This is a genomic window from Lysobacter sp. FW306-1B-D06B, from assembly GCF_038446665.1.
Lineage (GTDB): Bacteria > Pseudomonadota > Gammaproteobacteria > Xanthomonadales > Xanthomonadaceae > Lysobacter_J.
Map to the genome: position 1 here is coordinate 3,228,406 of NZ_CP151802.1, position 24,388 is coordinate 3,252,793.

The following is a 24,388-nucleotide window of genomic DNA, read 5'->3' on the forward strand; positions in this document are numbered from 1 at the left end:
GCAATGACCACCGGTCCCCTCACCGACCTGCTCAAGAACAACCGCGACTGGTCCGAACGCATCAGCCGCGAAGACCCGGAGTTCTTCCAGCGCCTGTCCAAGCAGCAGGCGCCCGAATACCTGTGGATCGGCTGCTCGGATTCGCGCGTGCCGGCCAACCAGGTCATCGACATGGCGCCGGGCGAAGTCTTCGTCCACCGCAACATCGCCAATGTCGTCGTGCACACCGACCTCAACTGCCTGTCGGTGATCCAGTTCGCCGTGGACGTGCTGAAGGTCAAGCACATCCTCGTCGTCGGCCACTACGGCTGCGGCGGCGTGCACGCGGCGCTGCACGGCACGCGCGTGGGCCTGGCCGACAACTGGCTGCGCCATGTATCCGACGTGGCCGAAAAGCACGAGCTGTGCATGCAGCACGCGCACACCGACGAACGCCACGATCGCCTGTGCGAACTCAACGTGATCGAACAGGTGCAGAACGTCTGCCTCACCACCATCGTCCGCGACGCCTGGACGCGCGGGCAGGAGCTGACCGTGCACGGCTGGGTCTACAGCCTGCGCAACGGCCTGGTGCAGGACATGGGCATCGACGTCAGCTCGCAGGACCAGCTCGATGGGCTCTACAAGGCGGCGGTCGCGCGCGTGAACGCCTTCCGTGGGGATTCGCCGCGATGAGCGACGCCATCCGCGCCAGCGCCGCGCCGAAGCCCGTCGGCCAGTACCCGCATGCGCGCCGCGTGGGCGAATTGCTGTTCCTGTCGGGCATCGGCCCGCGCGATCCGGCCAGCAACGCCATCGTCGGCAACGTGCATGACGCGGCCGGCCGCCTCATCAGCTACGACATCGACGCACAGACGCGCGCCGTCTTCGCCAACGTGCGCACGGTGCTGGAAGCCAGCGGCGCGCGCTGGGAAGACCTGGTCGACGTCACCGTCTACCTCACCGACATGGCGCACGATTTCAAGGCGTACAACGCCGTGTGGGCCGAGTACTTCCCCGACATCGACACCGCGCCGTGCCGCACCACGCTCGGCATCACCGCGTTGCCGACGCCGATCGCGATCGAACTCAAATGCATCGCCACGATAAAGTCCCCTCTCCCGCGCGCGGGAGAGGGTTAGGTTGAGGGCGGACTAGCCGCACGCCGCCAACCTGCCCTCACCCCATCGCTCTCCCGCAAGCGGGAGAGAAAGAGAATCCGCAATGCTGCCCAGCCCGCTCAACCTGCAAGCCTGGATCGAAGAGCACCGCCACCTGCTCAAGCCGCCGGTCGGCAACAAGGTGATCTACGTCGGCGACTTCATCGTGATGGTGGTCGGTGGCCCGAACCAGCGCACCGATTACCACTGGGACGAAGGCGCGGAGTGGTTCTACCAACTCGAAGGCGAGATGGTGCTGCGCATCCAGGAAGACGGGAAAGTGCGCGACATCCCCATCAAGGCCGGCGAGATCTTCCTGCTGCCGCCGCGCGTCCCGCACTCGCCGCAGCGCATGCCCGACTCGATCGGCCTGGTGATCGAACGCCGCCGCCTGCCCGACGAACTCGACGGCCTGCTCTGGTTCTGCGAGCGCTGCAACCACAAGCTCTATGAGGAGTTCTTCAAGCTGAAGAACATCGAGACCGACTTCCCGCCGGTGTTCGAGCGTTTCTACGCTTCGCGCGACCACCGCACGTGCAAGCAGTGCGGCCATCTCAACCCCGCGCCCGCCAAGTACGTGATGCCCGACACCTGAGGCGCCCGGGCTTCGACCGACCCCGCCAAGTCCTTGTTTCGAAAAACAGCCCGGCCTCGCCGGGCTGTTTTTTTGTGCCGACCGCTACCCGTCCAAAGTCCCGGCCCAGCCCCCTTGCCGTCCGTCGTTTTCTCATTGACAGGCATTTCAGGTAATGCCTACTGTAACTTTCATGAAAGGACCTCGACCCAAGTCGTCGACCGAGTACGTTCGCGAGTTCCGCGAACGGATGCGGCGCGAGGGCTTCGTCAAGAAGGACGTGTGGATCCTGCCCGAGCACGCGCAGGAGCTGGCGGCGATCGAGCGCCAGTTGCGCCAGCCCGGCGGCGCACAGGCGCGCGCCGACGACGGACGCGCCGTCGCCTGGACCGTCCGTTCGCTGCACGCCGCGTTGTCCGAGACACGTCCAGTCCTCTCCGGCCACATCGCGCTGGAGCTGCTGGAAGGCGTCGAGCCCAGCCTGCACCTGGCCATGCGCGAACACGGCGACCTGCCGGTGTTCATCGCGGTCAGCGGCGAGCAGATCGTCGTCGAGTCGCTGATGTGGCCGCTGTCGGACGTACGCGACGCGGCGGCGTTCAACGCGCACGTGCTGCGCACGCACAAGGTGCTGCCGCTGTCGAACATGGCCATCGAGGTCATCGGCGGCGTGGCCTGCTACATCATGTTCGGCTCGCTGGACACGCGCTCCAGCCTGGCCAACATCGTGTTCGAGATCGAGACGCTGGCCGAGAACGTGCTCAACGCCGCCGAGGCCTATGCGCCGTTTCTCCGCGACGACGTCCTGGGCGACGGCATCCTCGTGGAGGGCGCGGCATGAGCGCGCTGTCCCGCATCTTCGGCCGCGTGCGCGAGCAGCTCGCCGAACTCGGCGATTCCATCGTGCCGAACGCGGCGCAGCGCGACCTCGACGAGGAGATCCGCGCCAGCGACGCCCGCGTGCGCGAATGGCGCGCCAGCCTCGCCGAACTGCTGGCCCGGCGCATGACGGCGCAGGAGCGCACCGACACCACCGCGGCGGCCATCGAACAACGCGAAGCGCAGGCGCTCGCCAGCCTCCAGGCCGGCAAGCTGGCCCTGGCCGAGGAAGTCGCCGCGGCGATCGCCCAGCTGGAACAGGCGCGCGACGACGAGCACGCCCTGCTGGCGCAGCTCGACCTGCGCGTGACGCAGATGCGCTACCTCATCGAGGAAGGCGAGAACGGCCTGCGCCGGCTGCAGTTGCAGCTCGATGCGCTGCGCGCTGCCGAGACGGTGCAGCGAGCGCAGGAAACCGTTGCCCACCGACAGCCCGGCACGCCGTTGCCGCAGAACGCGATCGAGTCGCTGCTGCGCTCGCGCAGGCGTAATGCGCCGCGCGCCGAGGCGGACGACGCCGGCGAGCCGATGGGCGATTCCGATCTGGACGCGCGTCTGCTTGCCGAAGGCATCGACGAACGCAACACGCGTGCGCAGCTCGTGCTGGCGCGCCTGGCCCAACGTCTGGCCGATGCGGCCGCGGCGTCGGCTCCGCCCACGGGCGGGCGCGCCACCCGGACACGCACACCAGGGAAGAAACCGCGATGACCGAATTCCTGACCACCGCCCTGACCTTCCCCACCCTGCTCTACAGCATCGTGCTGGCGGTCTGCGTCGTGTACTGGCTGCTGGCGGCGACCGGCATGGTTGACGCCGACGCGCCGGACGGGCTGTTGGGCGGCGATGGCGACGCCCACGACGGCGACGCCAGCGGCCTGGCGGCGATGCTGTCCAAGCTCGGCATCAGCGGCGTGCCGGTGATGATCGTGCTGACGGTGCTGGCGTTCGTCGGCTGGGTCGGCACCTACTTCGTGCAGCTGCTGGTGTTGCAGCACCTGCCGGCGACGCTGCGCGTGCTGCTCGGCGCCGTCGCGGCGGTCGCCATGCTGGTGCCCGGCGTGCTGGCCACCTCGCTGCTGCTGCGCCCGCTGAGCCGCGTGCTGCTGCGCCTGCGCCCACCGGCGGATCCGTCCATCCTCGGCCGCGTCGGCGTGGTCAGCACGCCGTCGGTGGATGCCGGTTACGGCCAGGCCACGTTCGACGACGGCGGCGCCGGCCTGGTCCTGCAGATCCGTCACGAACAGGCGGACCGCTTCAAGCGCGGCGATCGCGTCGTGTTGATCGAATACCTCAACGGGCAGCACGCCTACCGCGTGGTGTCCGAGGAACAGTTCAAGAACCTGTAGCACCGCACCACCGAACACATACCTTCCAAGACCGCAGTACCGTTCCAACAAGGAGAAGTTGCAATGAGCGTGTCCCTGATCCTCCCGTTCCTGATCGGGGCGGGCGTCCTGCTCGTCGTCATGCTGGGCCTGTTCGGCCTGTTCAAGGCCTTCTACGTCAAGGTCGACCAGGGCACCGCGCTGATCGTCAACGACATGAGTTCGATGCCGAAGGTGCGCTTCACCGGCGGCCTCATCATCCCGGTGCTCTACCGCGCCGAGCACATGCGCATCAGCCTGATCACGCTGCAGGTGGACCGCCGCGGCAAGGAAGGCCTGATCTGCCGCGACAACATGCGCGCCGACATCACCGTCGCCTTCTACCTGCGCGTCAACGAAACGCAGGCCGACGTACTGCGCGTGGCCAAGGCCATCGGCGCCGACCGCGCCTCCGACAAGAACGCCGTCGACGAGCTGTTCAACGCCAAGTTCTCCGAGGCGCTGAAGACCGTCGGCAAGAAGTTCGACTTCACCGAGCTGTTCGAAAAGCGCCAGGAGTTCCGCGACGAGATCATCAAGATCATCGGCAACGACCTCAACGGCTACGTGCTGGAAGACGTCGCCATCGACTACCTGGAGCAGACGCCGAAGAACCTGCTCGACAACAACAACATCCTGGACGCCGAGGGCATCCGCAAGATCACCGAGCTCACCGCCACCCAGAACGTCATCACCAACGAACTGGAGCAGAACGAGCGCCTGGCGATCACCAAGAAGAACGTCGAAGCGCGCGAGGCGACGCTGGCGCTGGAACGCCAGCAGGCCGAGGCCGAAGCACGCCAGAAGCGCGAGGTCGAGAGCATCCAGGCCCGCGAGGAAGCCGAGACCGCGCGCGTGAAGGAAGAGCAGCGCCTGCTGGCCGAACAGGCCCGTCTCGCCGCCGAGGAGCAGATCCAGATCCGCGACCAGAACCGCCAGCGCGAAGTCGAAGTGGCCGAGCAGAACCGCCAGCGCGCCGTCGCCATCGAGGCCGAGCGCGTCGAGCGCGCGCGCCAGCTGGAGAAGGTCACCACCGACCGCGAAGTGCAGCTGCAAGGCGTGGAGCGCGACAAGGTGGTCGAGACCGGCAAGATGGACGTGGCCAACATCACCCGCGAGCGCATCGCCATCGACAAGACCGTGGCGCAGGAAGAAGAGCGCATCAAGGAAGTGCGCGTGGTGTCCGAGGCCGAGCGGGAGCGCCAGGCCAAGGTCATCGCCGCCGAGGCCGACGCGCAGGAAGCGCTGGTGCGCACCGTGAAGGAAGCCGAGGCCGCCGAAGCCGCGGCCAAGTTCCGCTCGGTGGAGATCACCACGCTGGCCCAGGCCGAACTGGATTCCGCCGCCAAGTCCGCCGACGCCAAGAAGCTGCTGGCCGAAGCCATGCGCGCCGAAACCGCCGCACCCGGTCTGGCCGAAGCGCAGGTGCGCGAAGCCGAAGCCAATGCGATCGAAAAGGTCGGCATCGCCGAAGCGCGCGTGATCGAGGCCAAGGCCGACGCCACCTACAAGCAGGGCAGCAACGACGCGCGCGTGCTGGCGGAAAACCTCGCCGCACAGGCCGAAGGCGAAGAGAAGATGGGCCGCGCCAAGGCCACCGCCGTGGAATCGGTGGGCATCGCCGAAGCCAACGTCACCGTCAAGAAGCTCACCGCCGAGGCCGAGGGCCTGACCGCGAAGTTCGAGGCGATCGACTCGCTCAGCGACTCCGCGCGCAGCCACGAGGAGTTCCGCATGACGCTGGAAACCCACCTCGAGCAGGCCATGGCCGCCATCGACGCCGGTCGCGAAGTGTCGAAGGAGAACGCCGAAGTCATCGCCTCGGCGCTGCGCAACGCCAACATCGACCTGGTCGGCGGCGACGGCGGCCTGTTCGAGAGCTTCTCCAAGGCGCTCTCGCTGGGCAAGTCGATCGAAGGCTTCGCCGGCAAGAGCCCGATCGTGGCCGACCTGCTGGAACGCTACCTGGGCGTCAAGCCCACGGGACGCGAACCGGTAATCGACGCCACCGCCTCGGTCGTGCCGATCAACGCGGCCGACAAGAGCCGTCAGGAACCCGTCGGCGCCTGAGCGCCCTGCCCCGACGCATGCCCGTCGCGCGGATGACACCCCATCCGCGCGGACGGCGCACCGTACACATCACGCAATGCTTTGACTGACAAGGGAACTGACATGAGCAAAGAGAACCGCGACTTCCTGGAAATGGCCTTCCACTCCGTGCAGTGCTTCGGCAACGACGGCCGACTGGATGCGACCGAACTGGCGAAGATCATCGCCATCGCCGAACGCGACGGCGTCACCGACGACAACGAACGTCGCGTGCTGGGCAACATCATCGCCCGCATCCGCCCGGACGAGATCGACGCGGCGATGAAGGCGCAGCTGGACGGCATCGCGAAGAAGTACGGCATCCAGGCGACCGAGACGACCTCGGCCTGACGCCAGGCCGGCCGGCGTCTGCCTCCGCACGACGCCGGCCGCAGTTCGCTGGCAACCGGCTGACGTTCCCGCTGTCGCTTTCCAACCGCCCCGGATGGGCGAGGTACCACGATGTCGCAAACCGCCAGCGCCGCCGAGCAAGTCGCGGCCACCGAACAGATCGACCGGGCCGTCGTCCAGGGCGGCGCCTACGAAGTGCTGCGTCGCCGCCTCGACGAACAGGGCGAGCGCCTGCAGAACCTCGCCGGCGCGCTCAACCAGCGGCGCCTGCAGGAGTTCGGCGACAGCCGCCTGGAGGTCATCGGCCGGTTGCGCATCCGCACCGAGAACAACTGCATCGGCCGCGATATCGTGCCGGTCGGCGATCTGCTGCTGTTCGGCTACAACGTATTCCTCGGGCTGAAGACCACCACGCGCGTGGAGGACGTCTTCGGCCTGTACCGCCTCACCGAAAGCGCCGAAGGTTTCGATGTCGCGCCGGTCGAGCTGGCGACCAGTTTCCTGGGCGACGCGGCGTTCGTGCGCGACTTCAACGAGCTGTACGCCTACTACAAGAACGCGCGCCTGCTGCAGCTGGACGTGGCCGCCGGCAAGCTGCTGGCGGCGTTCCAGATCGGCGAGCGAACCACCGACGTGCGCGTGTTCCGCTGGGCGATCTCCAACCAGGGCGCGCTCACCTACATCGATACGCGCGGCGAGCGCGACCTCGTGCTGCCACCGCCGTTCGACTTCGAATGGACGCGGGCCACGCGCGAGCTGATGGTCAACGGCCGCTTCCCGCACCTGAACATCCTCGACACGGTCTTCGTCGAAACCACCCACGGCGACCTGACCATCAAGGTCGAGAACAACACCGAGCTCGGCCAGGGCATCTACAGCGAGGCGGTCGAGGACAAGACCCAGTCGCTGGACGACGCGCACATCGACTTCGCGCGCGTGGGCTCGCTCATCCTGCTGAAGGTGCTGCCGTACCGCGAGACGGTGTGGCGCGGCCTGGTCTACAACACGATCACCGGCAAGGTCACGCGCAACGACGCCATCACCCAGGCCTGCGTGCAGCTGCCGGAAGACCACGGCATCCTCTTCCCCGGCGGCTATTACCTGCAGAACGGCGAGCACAAGGCCTTCGACGCCAGCATGGCCGGCATGCAGTTCCAGCGCGCCACGCGCTCGCCCAACGGCGAGGACGTGATGTACGCGTTCTACGAGCCCGACCAGGGCCGCAGCGCGCTGTTCGTCTACAACATGATCCAGCGCCGCCTGCAAAACCCGCTGTTCGGGCACGGTCATGCGGAACTGCCGGACGGTCGCATGGTGCTGTTCCACGCCGAAGGCGACGGCGCCACGCGCGTGCATCCGATGCAGGTGTGGCAGACGCCGTTCACCAGTGACGAGTTCGCCGCCAGCCGCCCGCCGGGCACCAGCTTCATGGGCCGCATCGGCAATGCCGAACTGGTGCGCGGCATCTCCAACCTCTACGGGCTGGCGCGCGAGATCGACGACCCCGAGGTCACGGTGCAGCGCTACCAGCTGCTGACCCAGAACGCGCGACGCCTGTTCGACGCGCACCACTGGATCGACGACGGCAACTGCGAAGGCGCGGCCACGCTGCTGCGCGAGATCTGCGCGACCGGCGAATCGGTGCTGGACGAATTCGAGAAGGTCCAGGACATCCGCCGCCAGTCCGACGCGGCCATGACGAAGGCGCGCGCCGAACACAAGGCGCTGATGGGCCGCCTGCTGCCGGACAACTGGAACCAGGTGGACGAATTCGTACAAGCGCTGGGCGCGATCGGCCAGCTGCGCGGGCAGCTGCTGACGATCCGCGACTACCGCTACATCGACACCGTCGCGATCGACGCGATGGGCGCCGAACTGCAATCGGCCCACGAACGCATCGGCCAGGCCACCGGCGCCTTCCTCGGGCAGGACAAGGCGTTGGCGCCGTTCGCCCGCCAGGTGGATGAACTCGACGCCGCCGCGCAGCAGGCCAAGACCGCGCGCCAGCTGGCCGAACATGTCGCCGCATTGCAGGCACGCTCGGCCGACCTGGACATGCTCTCGGAACTGGTCGCCTCGCTGAAGGTCGACGACGCCACGCAGCGCACGCGCGTGGTGGAGGCGATCTCGGTCATCTACGCCCGCCTCAACCAGGCCAAGGCGCGTGCGGAACAACGCCGCAAGACGCTGGGTTCCAGCGAGGCCGTGGCCCAGTTCGGCGCGCAGTTCGCCCTGTTCGGCCAGGCCATCACCAATGCACTGGGGCTGGCGACCGATCCGGAACGCGCCGACGAACAACTGTCGCGGTTGATGGTCCAGCTGGAAGAACTGGAAAGCCAGTTCGGCGAACACGAACAGTTCCTCGGCGACATCGTCACCAAGCGCGAAGAGCTGCTGGAGGCGTTCGATGCGCACAAGCAGGCGCTGCTCGACGACCGCCAGCGCAAGGCGCAGACCGTGCTGGACGCGGCCAATCGCATCCTGGAAGGACTCTCCCGACGCACGGTGAAGCTGGCCGGCATCGACGAGCTCAACGCTTTCTTCGCCGGCGACCCTCTGATCCTCAAGATCCGCGAACTGGCCGGACGCCTGCGCGAGCTCAAGGACAGCGTCAAGGCCGACGACGTCGAAGCGCGCCTGAAGGGCGCGCGCGACCAGGCGGTGCGCGTGTTGCGCGATCGCAGCGATCTGTTCGAGGACGGCGGCAACGTCATCAAGCTGGGCCGCCACCGTTTCAGCGTCAACACGCAGCCGTTGGACCTGACGCTGCTGCCACGCGGCGACGAACTCGCCCTGCACCTCACCGGCACCGACTTCATGGAGCCGATCCACGACGAGCAACTGACGGCGCTGCGCGAGTTCTGGCCGGCATCGCTGGAGTCCGAATCGCCCACGCTCTATCGCGGCGAATACCTCGCCGGCCAGGTCCTGGAAGCGGCGGACACCGGCCGTGACGGCCTGAGCCTGGATCTGTTGCAGCGAAGCGCGAACGATGCGAACGAACTGGCGCGCATTGTCCGCGACTATGCCGCGCTGCGTTATCGCGACGGCTACGAGCGCGGCATCCACGACTACGACGCGACGCTGATCCTGCGTGCGCTGCTGGCCCAGCGCGCCATTGCCGGCGCGCTGCTGCATGCACCGCAGGCGCGTGCGCTGGCGGCGCTGTACTGGGCCGACCATCAGCACGACGACGAGGCGCGCGCCTGGGCGCAACGACTGGCCGGCGCGCGCACCATGCAGCAGCTGTTCGGCACGCGCGCGGGGCTCGACGCGCTGCGCGCGGAAGTCGACGCCGCCATCGCCGCGTGGCTCGACGCGAACCCGCTCCCGTTCGACGCCGCGTTGACGGCGGCCGCCGCCGACTATCTGCTGGAAGAGCTGGCCGAAGCCGAGGTCTCGCTGGTGCTCTCGCGTTACGCGCGCGAACTCGCCGACGGGCTGCGCCAGCGCCTGGAAGCGGCGGGCATGCGCGAGACCTTCGCGCGCACCCTGGCGACCCTGCCCCTGCCCGCACGCTGGACGCACGCCCTGCACTGGCTCGAAGGCCTGTGCACGCAGCCCTCGTTCGCGGCCTCCTCATCGTATGCGCCGGAAGCCGCGGCTGTGCTGCTCATCGGCGATAAGCTGCGTCGACGCAACAACGACACCACGCTGCAGACGATCGTCGAAGGCCTGCTCGGCGAGCATCCGCGCATCGCCGCCGGCCGCATGCCGCTGGCCGCGGATGAACTGCTGGCGCGCCTGCGCCATCACCGCGAGCGCTTCCTGCCGGGCTACCGGCAATACCAGTCGGTGCGACAGGACACCATGGCACGCCAGCGGGAGTCGCTGCGGCTGTCGGAGTTCCAGGCACGCCCGCTCACCTCGTTCGTGCGCAACCGCCTGATCAACGACGTCTACCTGCCCATCATCGGCGACAACCTCGCCAAGCAGATGGGCACCGTCGGCGAGAACAAGCGCAGCGACCTGATGGGCCTGCTGATGCTGATCTCCCCGCCCGGCTACGGCAAGACGACGCTGATGGAATACGTCGCCAACCGGCTCGGCCTGATCTTCATGAAGATCAACGGCCCGGCGCTGGGCCATGAAGTGCGTTCGATCGATCCCGCGCAGGCGCCGGACGCCACCTCTCGCCAGGAACTGGAGAAGCTCAACCTCGCGCTGGAGATGGGCAACAACGTGATGCTGTATGTCGACGACATCCAGCATACGCACCCGGAGTTCCTGCAGAAGTTCATCTCGCTGTGCGACGGCACGCGCCGCATCGAAGGCGTGTGGAAGGGGCGCACGAAAACCTACGACCTGCGCGGCAAGAAGTTCTGCGTGGTCATGGCCGGCAACCCGTACACGGAATCCGGCGAGGTGTTCAAGATTCCGGACATGCTCGCCAACCGTGCCGACATCTACAACCTCGGCGACGTGCTGGATGGCAAGGAAGACGCCTTCACGCTGAGCTACATCGAGAACTGCCTGACGTCCAACCCGGTGCTGGCCCCGCTGGCCACGCGCGAGCTGGCCGATCTTTACCTGCTGGCGGACAAGGCGCGCGGCAAGGAGGTCTCGCTCAACGGCCTGAGCCATGCCTACAGCGCGGCCGAGAGCACCGAGATCCTCGGCACGCTGCAACGGTTGATGCAGGTGCGCGACGTGGTCTACCGCGTCAACCAGCAGTACATCGCCAGCGCCGCACAGGCCGACAAGTACCGCACCGAGCCGCCGTTCAAGCTGCAGGGCAGCTATCGCAACATGAACAAGCTGGCGGAGAAGATCTCGCCGGTGCTCAACGAAGCGGAGCTGCAACGGCTCATCGGCGACCACTACATGGGAGAAGCGCAGCTGCTCACCACCGGCGCCGAGGAAAACCTGCTCAAGCTGGCCGAGCTGCGCGGTGCGATGGCGGACGAGGAGACGGCGCGCTGGGCGCAGATCAAGCGCGACTTCCTGCGCAACAAGGCGATGGGCGCCGACGAGGACGATGTCGGCGGACGTGTGGTCGCGCAGCTGGCGGACATCGCCGGCGGATTGCAGGCCATCGGCACGGCCACGCAGACGCCGGTCGAGCCACCGCCTGCGCCGCCGTCCCCGCCGTGGGATGCGATGCTGGCCCTGCTCGAACGCTTCGCCGAGCAGCGCAATGCGCCGGCGCCCGTCGCGGATTCGACGTGGATGAAGGCGCTGCCCGAATCGCTGCATGCCACCGTCGCGCCGCTGCTGGATGCGCTGCGCGGGCAGCACGAGGAACAAGAGCGCACGCGCGACGCACTGCTGCAACTGGCGAACGCGATGCGCGATGGCGTGGCCACCGCTCCCGCCAAGCCGGGCAAGCTGGGCCGCCGCCAGCACCAGCCGACGGTGACAGAACGGCCGCTCGACGTGGCGCTGCAACAGTTCGGCGGCAGCACGCTCGCCGAGATCAGCAGCAAGCCGACCGACGCATGAGCCAGCCGCAGCGTCCGGTCGCCGACGAATCCGCCTCGCGCCTCGCGCGCGATGGCGTGTCGACGGACGCTGGCGTGTCGGCGCTTGCCGAGCTGGAAGCGCTCGACGCGCGGCTTCACGCATTGCCCACCACGGCGCTGTTGGCCGAACTGCAAGGCATCGTGGCCGCCATCGAAACGAGCGACCCTGCGCGACGCCGTCGTCGCGCCGGATTCCTCGGTCGCCTGATCGGCCGCGATCTGGTCGCGCAGGCCCAGCCCGATCCGGCCGAAACCCGCGTGCGCCTTCACCTGGTATCGGCGGGAAACCTCGCCGACGCCTTGAGCGCACAGTCGGCCGAACTCACCGCACTCGCCATGCGCGTGCGCGAACTGGCGCAGCGCCTGCGCGAATCCAGTGCGCCCGCATCACCGCAGGCCGGCGACGAGGATGCGCGCGTGCGCCGCCGTCTTCACCTGGAAGCCATCGCCACGACGTGGGAGAACGCCGCCGCCCACGCCGAGCAGGCGCATTCGCATGCGCGTCACCTGCTCGAACGGCATGCACAGGTGCGCGACCTGCTCGTTCCCGCATGGCGCCAGCAGGCCTCACTCACGGCGTCCGCGCAGCGTCGCGACGACGAGGCCACGACACGTCTGCAACACGCGCTGCATGCCCAGCTCGCCGCGATGCGCCTGTCGCTCGCCGGCACGCCCCCCGCATCCGTTCCACCCGACACCACGACCGCCGGCACCGACGCCGGACGCGCCACCCAGGAGCCTTCGCCATGAACCAGATCACGCAGAACGCCGCCGCCCTGCCCGTGGAGACCGTGCTGGACGAGGCCGCGCTCACCGCGCTCGGCCTGTCGACGGCGGACACGGCGCGCATCCACGAAGTCGCCCGCGCCGCGCAGGACATCGCGCCCGCGCAGCTGATGGGCTTCGGCAAGGACGCGGCCAACAAGACCACCGAATTCTCCAGCCAGTTGCTCGACCAGGTGCGCAACCGCGACCTCGACGCCACCGGCGCGACGCTCGGCGAAGTCGTGCGCATCGCCCGCACGCTGAACCTGCAGAAGCTCGGCGCACGCTCGCGCCTGCCCGTGGTCGGCCCGCTGATCGACCGCATGCGCGCGTCCAAGGGCGAACTGGTGCAGAAGTTCAGCAGTACCAATTCGCAGATCGAGCACCTGATGCGCGACGTCTCACGCCAGCAGGACGACCTGCGCAAGCGCGTCAAGGATTTCGACCGCATGCACGAGATCGTGCTGGAGGAGCGTCGCGAACTCGGCATCCACGTCGCCGCGGGTCGCCTGCGCATGGGCGAGCTCGATCGCGAGCGCCGCACGCTCGACGGACTGGAAGATCCGCAGTCGCGCACGCGCCGTTCCGAGCTGGACAACGCGATGCGCCTGCTGGACAAGCGCGTCGGCGACCTCGCCCTGCTGCAGCACGCGGCCGACCAGTCGCTGCCGACCATCCGAATCATCCAGGCCAACGCGATCCTGCTGATCGAGAAATTCGGCGCGGTGCGCGACATCACCATCCCGGCGTGGAAGCGCAGCTTCGCCGTCCAGCTCTCGCTGGAAGAGCAGAAGAACGCCGTCGAACTCGCCACCGCCATCGACGATGCGACCAACGAGATGATGCGCAACAACGCGCGCCTTCTGCACGAGAACTCGGTGGCCACGGCCAAGGCCAACCAGCGCGGCGTGATCGACATGGAAACGTTGCAGTACGTGCACGACCAGCTCATCCAGACCGTCGAGGACGTGCGCGCCATCCATCGCGAAGGCATCGAGAAGCGCCGCCAGGCCGAGACCGAACTGGCGAAGATGCGCGAGGACGTGCAGAAGCGCCTGTCGGCGCCGACCATCGAAACGGCAGGCTGAAGCGGCATGGATTTCACAAGCCTCGACCAGGCGCTGCGCGACGGCGCCACCGACCTCAACCTCGACAATCGCGAGCGTTTCGAACTGCGCGAGCTCGGCGCACGCATCGACGCCGACCGCATCCGCTACCTGCGCAACCGTGCCTTCGACATGGCGCGCGAGCTGCTGGCCGCCGGCACCGTGGATGCACTCGCGGTGCTGCGCTGGCTCGAACAGGTGGTCAAGACGCTGGATCTCTCGGCGCTCCCGGCCGCGGCCGACACCACCGCCTTCTTCACGCCGGGCGACAGCTGCCTGCACAAGCTGCGCGAGCTGTGCCGGAACAGCCGCACGTCGATCGACGTGTGCGTGTTCACCATCGCCGACGATCGCCTGTCCGACGAGCTCGCCGCGGCGCACGCGCGTGGCGTGCGCGTGCGGATCGTCAGCGACAACGACAAGCGCCACGACGACGGCAGCGACATCGCCCGGCTCGCCGCGGACGGCATCGGGGTGCGGCTCGACGACACGCCGTTCCACATGCACCACAAGTTCGCGGTGTTCGATGGCGCGCTGATCGCCAACGGCAGCTTCAATTGGACGCGCAGCGCCAGCAGCTCCAACCACGAGAACCTCGTGGTCAGCCGCGATCCGTACCTGGTGCGCTGCTTCGACGGGCAGTTCGAGCAGATGTGGGAGCGGTTTCCGGCCCTGGCGCCGTAATCCCGAGGTCCGGGCTCGTCGTTTCCGCCCCAGGGCCGGCACGCGCGAGCCCCCTCTCCCGGCGGAGAGGGAATTCGCAGCACCATACGCCCACGGCGAGTCGGGTATCGTATGGCCGTACCGCCCGGCCGGCGCCGGGCCCGACACGCCCTCGGACGTTCATGCTGAAGATCGACACCCACGCCCACTACATGCCGCGCGACTGGCCCAACCTGGCGCGCAAGTACGGCGACGACCGCTTCCCGGTGATCCACCACACCGACGACGGGCGCCATCGCATCTACAAGGACGGCAAGTTCTTCCGCGAGATCTGGTCCAAGACCTGGGACCCGCAGGAACGCATCGACGATTACGCGCGCTTCGGCGTGCAGGTGCAGGTGATCAGCACCGTGCCGGTGATGTTCAGCTACTGGGCCAAGCCGCACCACGCGCTGGAACTGCACCAGGCGCTCAACGAACACATGGCCGAGGCCTGCCGCGAGTACCCGCGCCATTACGCCGGCATCGGCACGGTGCCGATGCAGTCGCCGCGCCTTGCGATCCAGGAGCTGGAACGCTGCATGGACCAGCTCGGTCTGCAGGGCGTGCAGATCGGCAGCCACATCAACGACTGGAACCTCGACGCGCCGGAGCTGTTCGATTTCTTCCAGGCCGCCGGCGAACTGGGCGCGGCGATCCTCGTGCATCCGTGGGACATGATGGGCGCGGCGACGATGCCCAAGTACTGGCTGCCGTGGCTCGTGGGCATGCCGGCCGAACAATCGCGCGCGGCGTGCTGCCTCATCTTCGGCGGCGTGCTGGAGCGCGTGCCCAACCTGAAGGTCTGCATGGCGCACGGCGGCGGCAGCTTCCCGTACACCATCGGCCGCATCGAACACGGCTTCAACATGCGGCCGGACCTGGTCGCCACCGACAACCCGCGCAATCCGCGCGAGTACCTCAACCAGTTGTTCTTCGACTCGTGGGTCGCCGACCCGCGCGCGTTGCGTTATCTGCTCGACACCTGCGGCGTGGACCGCGTCATGCTCGGCACCGACTATCCGTTCCCGCTGGGCGAACAGGAACCGGGCGCCGGCATCGCGGCGTTGCAGTTGAGCGAAGCCGAGCAGGCGCGCCTGTACCACGGCACCGCGCTGGAATGGCTGGGCCTGTCGATGTCGCGCTTCGCCTGAGCCATGCCGCACCTGACCCTGCACTACACCGCGAACGTCGATGGCTTCGATCCCGATGCGGCGCTGCGCGAGATCAACCACCGCCTCGCGGACAGCGGGCATTTCGACGAAGCCGCGATCAAGAGCCGCGCGTTGCGCCTGGACCATTACCGCGTCGGCATCGCCGAGGACGCACGCGGCTTCGTGCATGCGCAGCTGCGGATCCTGCCCGGTCGCGATGCGGACACGCGCGCGGCGCTGTCTGCGCTCGTCCTCGATGCGCTGCAGGCGACGCTCCCATACCGCCATCCCCACACCCAACTCTGCGTCGAAGTCGACGAGATGGACGCGCGCAGCTATTCCAAACGCGTGTTCGACGCGCAATCCGACTGAACCATGACCGACCTGTATTCCGACGATTACGCACTCGCCCAGGACGCCGCCGACCCGTTGCGCGACCTGCGCTCGCAGTTCCTGATTCCGCAGCACGACGGCGCCGACCAGGCGTACTTCGTCGGCAACTCGCTGGGTCTGCAGCCGCGCGGCGCGCGCGCGCATGTGCACGAGGTGCTGGACAAGTGGGCCGCCGAAGCGGTGGAAGGCCATTTCACCGGGCAGGCGCAGTGGCTGGACTACCACCAGCTCGTTCGCGAATCGCTGGCGCGCCTCGTCGGCGCCAAGCCGCTGGAAGTCGTGGCGATGAACACGCTCACGGTGAACCTGCACCTGATGATGGTCAGCTTCTACCGCCCGACGCGCGAACGCCCCGCCATCCTCATCGAAGCCGGCGCGTTCCCGTCGGACCGCTATGCGGTGGAATCGCAGATCGCGTTCCACGGTTTCGATCCGGCGACCGACCTGATCGAAGTGCAGCCCGACGGCGCGGAGGGCACGACGTCGATGGCGGCGCTGGAACGCGCGATCGCGCAGCACGGATCTCGCCTGGCGCTCGTGTTGTGGCCGGGCGTGCAGTACCGCACCGGGCAGGCCTTCGACCTGGCGCGCATCGCAAAGCTGGCGCACGACCAGGGCGCGATCTGCGGCTTCGATCTCGCGCACGGCGTGGGCAATCTCCAACTCGCGTTGCACGACAGCGGCGTCGACTTCGCCGTGTGGTGCCACTACAAATACCTCAACAGCGGCCCGGGCGCGGTCGCGGGTTGCTTCGTGCACGAACGCCATGCGCACAGCGACCGCCCGCGCTTCGCCGGTTGGTGGGGGCATGAACAGGGCACGCGTTTCCGCATGGGCCCGCATTTCGTACCCACGCCCGGCGCGGACGGCTGGCAGCTGAGCAATCCGCCGATCCTCGGCATGGCACCGCTGCGCGCCTCGCTGGAGCTGTTCGACGCCGCCGGCATGCCGGCGCTGCGCGCGAAGTCGCTCAAGCTCACCGGCTACCTCGAAGCGCTGATCCGCCAGCGCCTGGACGGCGCGTTGCAGATCGTCACGCCGCCCGACCCGGCCCAGCGTGGCTGCCAGCTGTCGCTGCGCGTGATCGGCGGCCGCGGTCTTACCGGCCGCGACGCGGGGCGCGCACTCTTCGACGACCTGGCCACACGCGGCGTGCTGGGCGACTGGCGCGAACCGGACGTGATCCGTATCTCGCCGGCGCCGCTCTACAACACGCATGCCGATGTGCTGCGCTTCGTGCGTGCGGTCGAAGCCTGGCGCGATGCCATCTGATTCCACAGGATCGAACCGATGACCCAACAGGACCGCCACATCACCCTCATCGGCGCCGGCCTGGCCGGCGCGGTGCTCGCGACGCTGCTGGCGCAGCGGGGCTGGCGCGTGGACGTGTACGAGAAGCGCGGCGATCCGCGCGTGCAGGGCTATGGCGGCGGGCGCTCGATCAACCTGGCGCTCGCCGAGCGCGGACGTCATGCGCTGCGCCTGGCCGGCGCCGACGAGGCGGTCATGAAGCACGCGGTGATGATGCGTGGGCGCATGGTGCACTTCCTCGACGGGCGCACCGATCTGCAACGTTACGGCCGCGACGACAGCGAGGTGATCTGGTCGGTGCATCGCGGCGAACTCAACGTCGTGCTGCTCGACATCGCCGAACGCGCCGGTGCGCGCCTGCACTTCGACCGCGGCCTGAGCGGCGTCGATTTCGACGCGCGCATCGCCACCTTCACAGACCCGCGCGACGGCAGCGCGCACCAGGTCGCCTTCGAATCGCTGGTCGGTGCCGACGGTGCGGGCTCGTCGCTGCGTGCGGCGATGAAGGACGGGATGGAACTGGGCGAACGCACGGAGTTCCTCGGCCATTCCTACAAGGAACTGGAGATCCCGCCCGCGCCCGACGGCAGCTTCAGCATCGAGCCCAACGCGCTGCACATCTGGCCGCGCGGGCGCTACATGTGCATCGCACTGCCCAACGACGAGCGCACGTTCACCGTCACCCTGTTCCTTCCGAACGAGGGCGATCCGAGCTTCGCCACCGTGCGCGACGGCAACGACGCGCGTGCCCTGTTCGAACGCGATTTCGCCGACGCGCTGCCGCTGATTCCGCGGCTGGAGCAGGATTTCGAACGCAATCCCGCCGGCCTGCTCGCCACGCTTTACCTCGACCACTGGCACCTGGACGATCGCGCCGTGCTCGTCGGCGACGCCGCGCACGCGATGGTGCCGTTCCACGGACAAGGCATGAATTGCGCATTCGAGGACTGCGTCGCCCTGGCCGAACACCTCGATGCGCAGCCGGACCGCGCCGCCGCGTTCGCTGCGTTCCAGGCCGAACGCCTGCCCAACGCGCGTGCGATCCAGCAGATGGCGCTGGAGAACTACCTGGAGATGCGCGACCGCGTGGACGACGATGACTATCTCCTTCAGCGCGCGCTCGAACGCAAGCTGGCCGAACGTCATCCCGATCGCTTCGTGCCGCGCTATTCGATGGTGACGTTCCAGCGCCTGCCGTACGCGACGGCGTTCGAACGCGGCCGCCAGCAGCGCGAGTTGCTGGTCGAGCTGACACGCGGTCACCACTCGCTCGACACGCTCGACTGGGCCGCCGTCGACGAGACCGTGCGCGCGCGCCTGTCGCCGTTGCCTGCGGACGCCTGACGTGGCGGCGAGCTTCCTCTTCTACGACCTGGAAACCTTCGGCTCCGATCCGCGCACGACACGGGTCGCGCAGTTCGCCGCGATCCGGACGGACGCGGAGTTGAACCAGATCGAAGAGCCCATCAGCGTTTTCGTGCGCCCCGCCGACGATCTGTTGCCCTCGCCCGGCGCGACGATGGTCACCGGCATCTCGCCGCAGCATGCGCGGCACGAGGGCATGAGCGAGGCGGCGGCGTTCGCGCTGATCTTCGAGGAGATGGCGCGGCCGGAAACCTGCTCGCTGGGCTACAACTCGCTGCGGTTCGACGACGAGTTCGTACGTCACGGTCTGTTCCGCAACTTCTTCGACGCCTACGAGCGCGAGTGGCGCGGCGGAAACTCGCGCTGGGACCTGCTCGACGTGCTGCGACTGGCGCACGCGATCCGTCCCGACGGCATCTGGTGGCCCAAGCGCGAGGACGGTGCGACGTCGTTCAAGCTGGAGCACCTGGCCGAAGCCAACGAGGTGCGCATCGGTGACGCACACGAAGCGCTCTCCGACGTGCGCGCCCTGATCGGCCTGGCGCGCAAGCTCAAGACCGCGCAACCGAAACTGTGGGACTACGCACTGCGCCTGCGCGACAAGCGCTATGCCGCGAGCCTGCTGGACGTGGTCGCGATGAAGCCGGTGCTGCATGTGTCGCAGCGTTTCCCGGCGAACCGGCTGTGCGCGGCGCCGGTGCTGCCGATCGCGCGGCATCCGCGCATCGACAGTCGCGTGATCGTGTTCGATCTGGAGCAGGATCCATCGGCGCTGCTGGAACTGGGTGCCGAAGGGATCGCAGAGCGCCTGTACGTGCGGGCCGTCGATCTGCCCGAGGGCGAATCGCGCGTCGCCCTGAAGGAAGTGCACACCAACCGCTGTCCCGCGCTGGTGTCGTGGGATCACCTGCGCGCGCCCGAGTTCGAGCGCCTGTGCATCGACCCGGCGGTGATCGAGGCGCGCGCCGCGCAGATCCGCGAGGCGGGCCCTGCGCTGGTGGAGAAGGTGCGGCAGGTGTTCGCGGTCGAACGCGAGCGCACGGTGTCCGATGTCGACGCCTCGCTTTACGACGGTTTCATCGGCGACGGCGACAAGCGCCTGTTTCCGCAGGTGCGCACGACGCCGCCGGAAGCGTTGGGGCTGGCGGAGTTTCCGTTCCGCGATGCGCGCCTGCCCGAATTGCTGTTCCGGTATCGCGCGCGCAACTGGCCCGAAACGCTGACGTCCGAGGAATGGACGCGCTGGAACGACTACCGCCGCTGGCGGCTGTGCGAGGAATCGGGCGCCTCGGAGTACAGCTTCGCGCGCTATGCGCAGGAGATCGCCGCGCTGCGCGTCGTGCACGCGGAGGATACGGGCAAGCAGGTATTGCTCGACCGGCTTGAGGCGTGGGGCGGTGAGATCGCGGCAAGTCTGGAGTGACGGTGATACCCCTCCCCTGCTTGGCAGAGGAGGGTTGGGGAGGGGTTGCGAAGCCGCGGCGCGGCGAGCTCGGCGCTGGCGCGCCTCACACCCCCTCCCAACCTCCCCCTGCAAGCAGGGGGAGGAGCAGAAACAGGAGAATTGAGACAAACATGGCCACCTACTTCACCGACGCAAGTTTCAAGTTCCTGCGCGGCATCGCCCGCCACAACGACCGCACCTGGTTCCAGGCGCACAAGGCCGACTACGACGCGCACCTGCGCGAACCGTTCCAGCGGCTGCTGACCGACCTGCAGCCCGTGCTGGCCGGCGTGGCCCCGCATTACCGCTCCGAGCCCAAGGGCGTGGGCGGTTCGTTGTTCCGCATCCAGCGCGACACGCGCTTCGCCAACGACAAGACGCCGTACAAGACCTGGCAGGGCGCGCGTCTGTTCCACGAGCGCGGGCGTCAGGTGGAAGCACCTTCGTTCTACGTGCAGATCCAGCCGGGCAACTGCTTCGTCGGTGCGGGGCTGTGGCATCCGGAGCCCGCGACGCTGCGCCGCGTGCGCCAGTTCATCCTCGACAACCCCGGCAGTTGGAAGGCCGCCGCGCACGATGCGAAGTTCCGCCGCCGTTTCGATCTGGACGACAGCGAAGTGCTCACGCGCATGCCGCGCGGGTTCCCGGACGATTTCCAGTTCGCCGACGATCTCAAGCGCAAGAACTTCGTGGCCTATCGGGTGATCGAGGATGCGACGATGACGGGCCCGCGCTTGCTCAAGACACTGGAGACGGATCTGGGCGGAATGGCGCGGTTCGTCGATTACCTGTGTGCGGCGTTGGATCTGGAGTTTTGAACGGCTCCCCTGCGTGCAGGGGGCGCGAAGCCGCATCGCGGCGAGCTCGGCGCTGACGCGCCTCACTACCCCCTCCCAACCTCCCCCTGCAAGCAGGGGGAGGAGATATCACCGCGGCGCCACATACCCGCCCCGCACACCCTTCGGCGACAGCACCAGCTGCCACAGCTGCGAATGCCGGCTGCGGAACGTCGCCATCGACGCCGACAGATAGAACCGCCACATGCGGCGGAAGCGCTCGTCGTAGCGCGCGTCCAGCTGCGGCCACGCGCGCTCCACGTTGGCGCGCCACGCCTGCAGCGTCTTGTCGTAGTCGGCGCCGAAGTTGTGCCAGTCCTCCAGCACGAACCACCCTTCGCAGGCCTGCGCGATCTGCGCCGCCGAAGGCAGCATCGAGTTGGGGAAAATGTACTTGCCGATCCACGGATCGGTGTGCGTCACCGAGCGATTGTTGCCAATGGTGTGCAGCAGGAACAGGTCTTCGTCGCCCAGGCAGCGTTGGGCCATCTCGAAGTACCGACGGTAGTTCTTCACGCCGACGTGTTCGAACATGCCCAGCGAGAACGCGCGGTCGAAACGCTCGTCCAGTTCACGGTAATCCTGCAGGCGGATCTCGATCGGCAAGCCCGCGCACAACTCGCGCGCGAACGCCGCCTGCTCGCGCGACACCGTCACGCCGACGCCGCTGACGCCGTAGCGCTCGGCCGCGAACTTCAGCGCTTCGCCCCAGCCGCAGCCGATGTCGAGCACGCGCATGCCCGGCTGCAGGCCGAGCTTGCGGCAGACCAGGTCGAGCTTGGCCTCCTGCGCGGCATCCAGGTCGTGCAGCGGCGCGCCGTCGCGGCCGCGCCAGTAGGCACAGCTGTAGACCATGCGCTGGCCGAGCATGGCGCGGTAGAGATCGTTGCCCAGGTCGTAATGGCGCTCGCCGACCTCGAAGCTGCGCCGCCGGCTCTGCAGGTTGGTCAGGCGCGCGCGCACGGCGTCGACGACGACGCCCAGGCCGCGCACCTTCTGGTCCAGGTCGGCGGCCAGCAGTCGGTACAGCAAGCCGTCCAGCGATAGCGCGCGCCACCAGCCGTCCATGTAGGACTCGCCCAGCCCGAGCGAGCCCTTGGCGAGCAGCCGCGCGTACAGCCGCTCGTCCTCGACCTGCAGGTCCCAGGGCCGATCGCCGCCCAGGCGGATATCGGCCAACGACAGCAACCGCTCTACTCGACTGCGCAATGCGTACATGGCGGCTCCGGCGGCATGGACGTCAATGGTCCCGGCCGGCTGGGCCGGGGTCCGCGCGGGGCGGACAGACAGAATCCTAGCGCGGAGTGGCCGGGGCGCCAGCGGGGTCGGCGGGCGCCGGCACCGGGGCGGCGAACAGGGCCCGGTACTCCGGGGCGATGTGCGGCAGGAGGATCTCCACCGGCACTTCGACGGTCTGCGTGCCGTCCGAATACGGCCCCACCTGGTACGGAGCGAAGACGAAACGCAGCCCGCCCAGGCGCCCGTCCGGCGAGGCCATCGGCTCGAACAGGGCGAAGTCCGCCGGGTCCGGCTGGGTGCCGTCGTCGATCATCCGCGAGGCGTTCTTCACCACCTCCGCCCGCTCCTCCGGCGGCAGGTCGTCGGCGTCCACGCGCTGGGAGAGCGCGGCGTGCAGCTGCTCGCGGACGTAGTCGGAGATGGCGCTCCAGCCGGCGGGCGTGGGGATCAGCTGCTGCGCGCCCAGCATGCGGTTCTGCTTGGGCAGCCAGACGAAGCGCGCGATCAGCGGCGCGCCGTGCGCACCGCCGGTGTAGCTGCTGCCGTCGGCGGCGATGGCGACCACCTCGGGCGTGTGCATCAGCTCGGTGAAGCTCAGCGACAGGTCATAGGGCGCGCTGGTCGCCCCGCCGGGCTGGGCGCGCGCCTTGGCCGCTTCGATCAGATCCTCGCGCGCGGCATCGGCGTACTTCTTCAGTTCCACCGCCAGGCCCGGGTACTGCTCGGCCGGCACCTGGTAGCTGATGCCGATGATGTAGTCCGACGTGGTTTCGGAAACGTCCTGCAGCGTCACGCCGGGCGCGGCGCCGGCCGGCTCGCCGGGAACCGCGGGCGCGGTACCGGGCGCGGTGGCGATGGGGGCGGCGGGTTCGGGGTCTCGCTTGCACGCGGACAGCGCCGCGGCCAGTGCAAACAGCAGGAGCAATCGCTTCATGGTCAGTCCCTTGGCATGAGCGGCAGGTTAGCGGCGATGGCGTGATGCCCGAATCACGTTGCGCTAACGATCGCCGTGCCCGTCACCAGGCGTCGCGGTGCGGCATCAGGCCCTTGAGTTCGGCGTCGGTGAGGTTGCGCCACTGGCCGGGCTTGAGGTGGCCCAGCTTGACGTTGCCGATGCGCACGCGCATCAGCTGCTTCACGCGCATGCCGAAGTGCGCCGCCATCAGGCGGATCTGCCGATTCAAGCCCTGCACCAAAACGATGCGGAAGCCGAACTTGTTGAGCCGTCCGGTCTTGCACGGCAGCGTGGTCTGGCCGTGCACCGGCACGCCGCGCGCCATGCCGCGCAGGAATTCATCGGTGACGGCATGGTTCACCGCCACCAGGTATTCCTTTTCCAGCTTGTTCTCGGCGCGCAGGATCTCGTTGACGATGTCGCCGTTGCTGGTGAGCAGGATCAGTCCTTCCGAATCCTTGTCCAGCCGCCCGATCGGGAAGATGCGGCGGTCGTGGCCGACGAAGTCGACGATGTTGCCCTTCACCGTGGACTCGGTCGTGCAGGTGATGCCGACCGGTTTGTTGAGCGCGATGTAGACGTGCTGGCGCTTGCCCTTGGCGACGGTGCGGACCTTGAGCGGCTGGCCGTCGACCAGCACCTCGTCGCCCTCGCCCACTTCCGCGCCGACGCGGGCCCGCAGGCCGTTGACCGTGACCCGGCCTTCGGCGATCAGGCCGTCGGCCTCGCGACGCGAGCAGAAGCCGGTGTCGCTGATGTGCTTGTTCAGCCTGCGGCTGCCGGAGGAAGGGGTTTCCATTGGAATCAGATACATGGCACGCGCCTTCGCCGCCTCATGCGGCCCGGCCGTGCGTGCGGGGGGACAGGGGTCGGCATTGTACGTCCGTCGGCGCCTGTCAGGCCGGGGGCGCCCCCAAGTCGCGGGTGCCGCCTGGCTTCGGCCCGGCCACGACCCAGCGTTTATCGGCCAGCGGCGGACACCTATCTCCCCAGCTTGGCGGAAAACTCGGCGACGACTTCGGCGCCTGTTTGGATGGCGGTTTGGCCCCACTTCGGTGGGGAGCATTTTCTCAGCGCGAAGGAAAGTCCGTTCCGTGTCGAAGGCTTTCCCGGCATGGCGACGTGCGATCGCATGACGACGTGATCGCGGCGGCGCAACGCAGAGTTGCCGCAACAATGAGTTGATCTGGGGTGCATTTCCGTTCGGTGTGACGCTTGCTTCGTGTCCGATGCACGAAGTTCGCATCATCGAGCAATGCTT

The 24,388-nt window shown here is 68.1% G+C and carries 21 protein-coding genes; 18 read left to right on the forward strand and 3 right to left on the reverse strand.

Translation table 11 applies throughout. The annotated features are described in order from the left end of the window. Positions 1-3 precede the first annotated feature (3 nt). From can to AAFF32_RS15065, 18 genes are all read left to right on the forward strand, one after another. Positions 4-675: a carbonate dehydratase gene (gene can / locus AAFF32_RS14980; protein WP_216966933.1), complete on the forward strand. Its 672-nt coding sequence runs from the start codon at positions 4-6 to the stop codon at positions 673-675. After that, entirely contained in the window at positions 672-1,121 is a 450-nt protein-coding gene (locus AAFF32_RS14985; RefSeq protein WP_342315614.1) for a RidA family protein, read from the forward strand. Before can ends, AAFF32_RS14985 begins: the two co-directional genes overlap by 4 nt. A gap of 82 nt (positions 1,122-1,203) precedes the next feature. Next, entirely contained in the window at positions 1,204-1,734 is a 531-nt protein-coding gene (locus AAFF32_RS14990; RefSeq protein ID WP_342315615.1) for a 3-hydroxyanthranilate 3,4-dioxygenase, read from the forward strand. Between the two features lie 172 nt (positions 1,735-1,906). After that, a complete protein-coding gene (locus tag AAFF32_RS14995) occupies positions 1,907-2,554 on the forward strand; it encodes a YjfI family protein (RefSeq protein ID WP_342315616.1) in 648 nt (215 codons plus the stop codon). Continuing rightward, on the forward strand, positions 2,551-3,300 hold the full coding sequence (locus AAFF32_RS15000; protein WP_216966921.1) for a PspA/IM30 family protein: 750 nt from the start codon (positions 2,551-2,553) through the stop codon (positions 3,298-3,300). Before AAFF32_RS14995 ends, AAFF32_RS15000 begins: the two co-directional genes overlap by 4 nt. Beyond that, positions 3,297-3,938, forward strand: a complete 642-nt coding sequence (locus tag AAFF32_RS15005) for an OB-fold-containig protein (RefSeq protein ID WP_216966918.1) — start codon at positions 3,297-3,299, stop codon at positions 3,936-3,938. Before AAFF32_RS15000 ends, AAFF32_RS15005 begins: the two co-directional genes overlap by 4 nt. A gap of 63 nt (positions 3,939-4,001) precedes the next feature. Beyond that, complete coding sequence (locus tag AAFF32_RS15010) at positions 4,002-6,026, forward strand: hypothetical protein (RefSeq protein ID WP_254201196.1); 2,025 nt, start codon at positions 4,002-4,004, stop codon at positions 6,024-6,026. A gap of 102 nt (positions 6,027-6,128) precedes the next feature. After that, positions 6,129-6,395, forward strand: coding sequence for a hypothetical protein (locus AAFF32_RS15015; RefSeq protein WP_342315617.1), 267 nt, complete (start codon positions 6,129-6,131; stop codon positions 6,393-6,395). A 111-nt stretch (positions 6,396-6,506) separates the two neighbouring features. Next, positions 6,507-11,837, forward strand: a complete 5,331-nt coding sequence (locus AAFF32_RS15020) for a DNA repair ATPase (RefSeq protein WP_342315618.1) — start codon at positions 6,507-6,509, stop codon at positions 11,835-11,837. Then, entirely contained in the window at positions 11,834-12,607 is a 774-nt protein-coding gene (locus tag AAFF32_RS15025) for a hypothetical protein (protein WP_342315619.1), read from the forward strand. The genes AAFF32_RS15020 and AAFF32_RS15025 overlap by 4 nt, the downstream gene beginning before the upstream one ends. Beyond that, positions 12,604-13,710, forward strand: coding sequence for a toxic anion resistance protein (locus AAFF32_RS15030; RefSeq protein WP_342315620.1), 1,107 nt, complete (start codon positions 12,604-12,606; stop codon positions 13,708-13,710). The genes AAFF32_RS15025 and AAFF32_RS15030 overlap by 4 nt, the downstream gene beginning before the upstream one ends. A gap of 6 nt (positions 13,711-13,716) precedes the next feature. Beyond that, positions 13,717-14,412, forward strand: coding sequence for a phospholipase D-like domain-containing protein (locus AAFF32_RS15035; RefSeq protein WP_216966904.1), 696 nt, complete (start codon positions 13,717-13,719; stop codon positions 14,410-14,412). Positions 14,413-14,573: 161 nt separating this feature from the next. Beyond that, entirely contained in the window at positions 14,574-15,584 is a 1,011-nt protein-coding gene (locus AAFF32_RS15040) for an amidohydrolase family protein (protein WP_342315621.1), read from the forward strand. Positions 15,585-15,587: 3 nt separating this feature from the next. Then, positions 15,588-15,956, forward strand: a complete 369-nt coding sequence (locus tag AAFF32_RS15045) for a 5-carboxymethyl-2-hydroxymuconate Delta-isomerase (RefSeq protein WP_216966899.1) — start codon at positions 15,588-15,590, stop codon at positions 15,954-15,956. A 3-nt stretch (positions 15,957-15,959) separates the two neighbouring features. Further along, positions 15,960-17,249, forward strand: coding sequence for a kynureninase (gene kynU, locus AAFF32_RS15050; RefSeq protein WP_216966896.1), 1,290 nt, complete (start codon positions 15,960-15,962; stop codon positions 17,247-17,249). A gap of 9 nt (positions 17,250-17,258) precedes the next feature. Then, positions 17,259-18,632 carry an FAD-dependent monooxygenase gene (locus AAFF32_RS15055; RefSeq protein WP_342317285.1) on the forward strand — a complete coding sequence of 458 codons (1,374 nt, stop codon included), beginning with the start codon at positions 17,259-17,261 and terminating at the stop codon, positions 18,630-18,632. Position 18,633: 1 nt separating this feature from the next. Continuing rightward, a complete protein-coding gene (gene sbcB, locus AAFF32_RS15060; protein WP_342315622.1) occupies positions 18,634-20,076 on the forward strand; it encodes an exodeoxyribonuclease I in 1,443 nt (480 codons plus the stop codon). Positions 20,077-20,228: 152 nt separating this feature from the next. Further along, complete coding sequence (locus tag AAFF32_RS15065; protein ID WP_216966890.1) at positions 20,229-20,915, forward strand: DUF2461 domain-containing protein; 687 nt, start codon at positions 20,229-20,231, stop codon at positions 20,913-20,915. 108 nt (positions 20,916-21,023) lie between these two features. Here AAFF32_RS15065 and cfa read toward each other — a convergent pair whose 3' ends face one another. The 3 genes from cfa to AAFF32_RS15080 form a co-directional block, all read right to left on the reverse strand. Next, positions 21,024-22,151, reverse strand: coding sequence for a cyclopropane fatty acyl phospholipid synthase (gene cfa, locus AAFF32_RS15070; RefSeq protein WP_342315623.1), 1,128 nt, complete (start codon positions 22,149-22,151; stop codon positions 21,024-21,026). A 76-nt stretch (positions 22,152-22,227) separates the two neighbouring features. Continuing rightward, positions 22,228-23,106, reverse strand: coding sequence for a DUF3298 and DUF4163 domain-containing protein (locus AAFF32_RS15075; protein ID WP_216966883.1), 879 nt, complete (start codon positions 23,104-23,106; stop codon positions 22,228-22,230). 82 nt (positions 23,107-23,188) lie between these two features. After that, the gene (locus AAFF32_RS15080) at positions 23,189-23,941 is read right to left on the reverse strand and encodes a pseudouridine synthase (RefSeq protein ID WP_216966880.1); all 753 of its coding nucleotides are present in this window, start codon (positions 23,939-23,941) and stop codon (positions 23,189-23,191) included. Positions 23,942-24,388 lie beyond the last annotated feature (447 nt).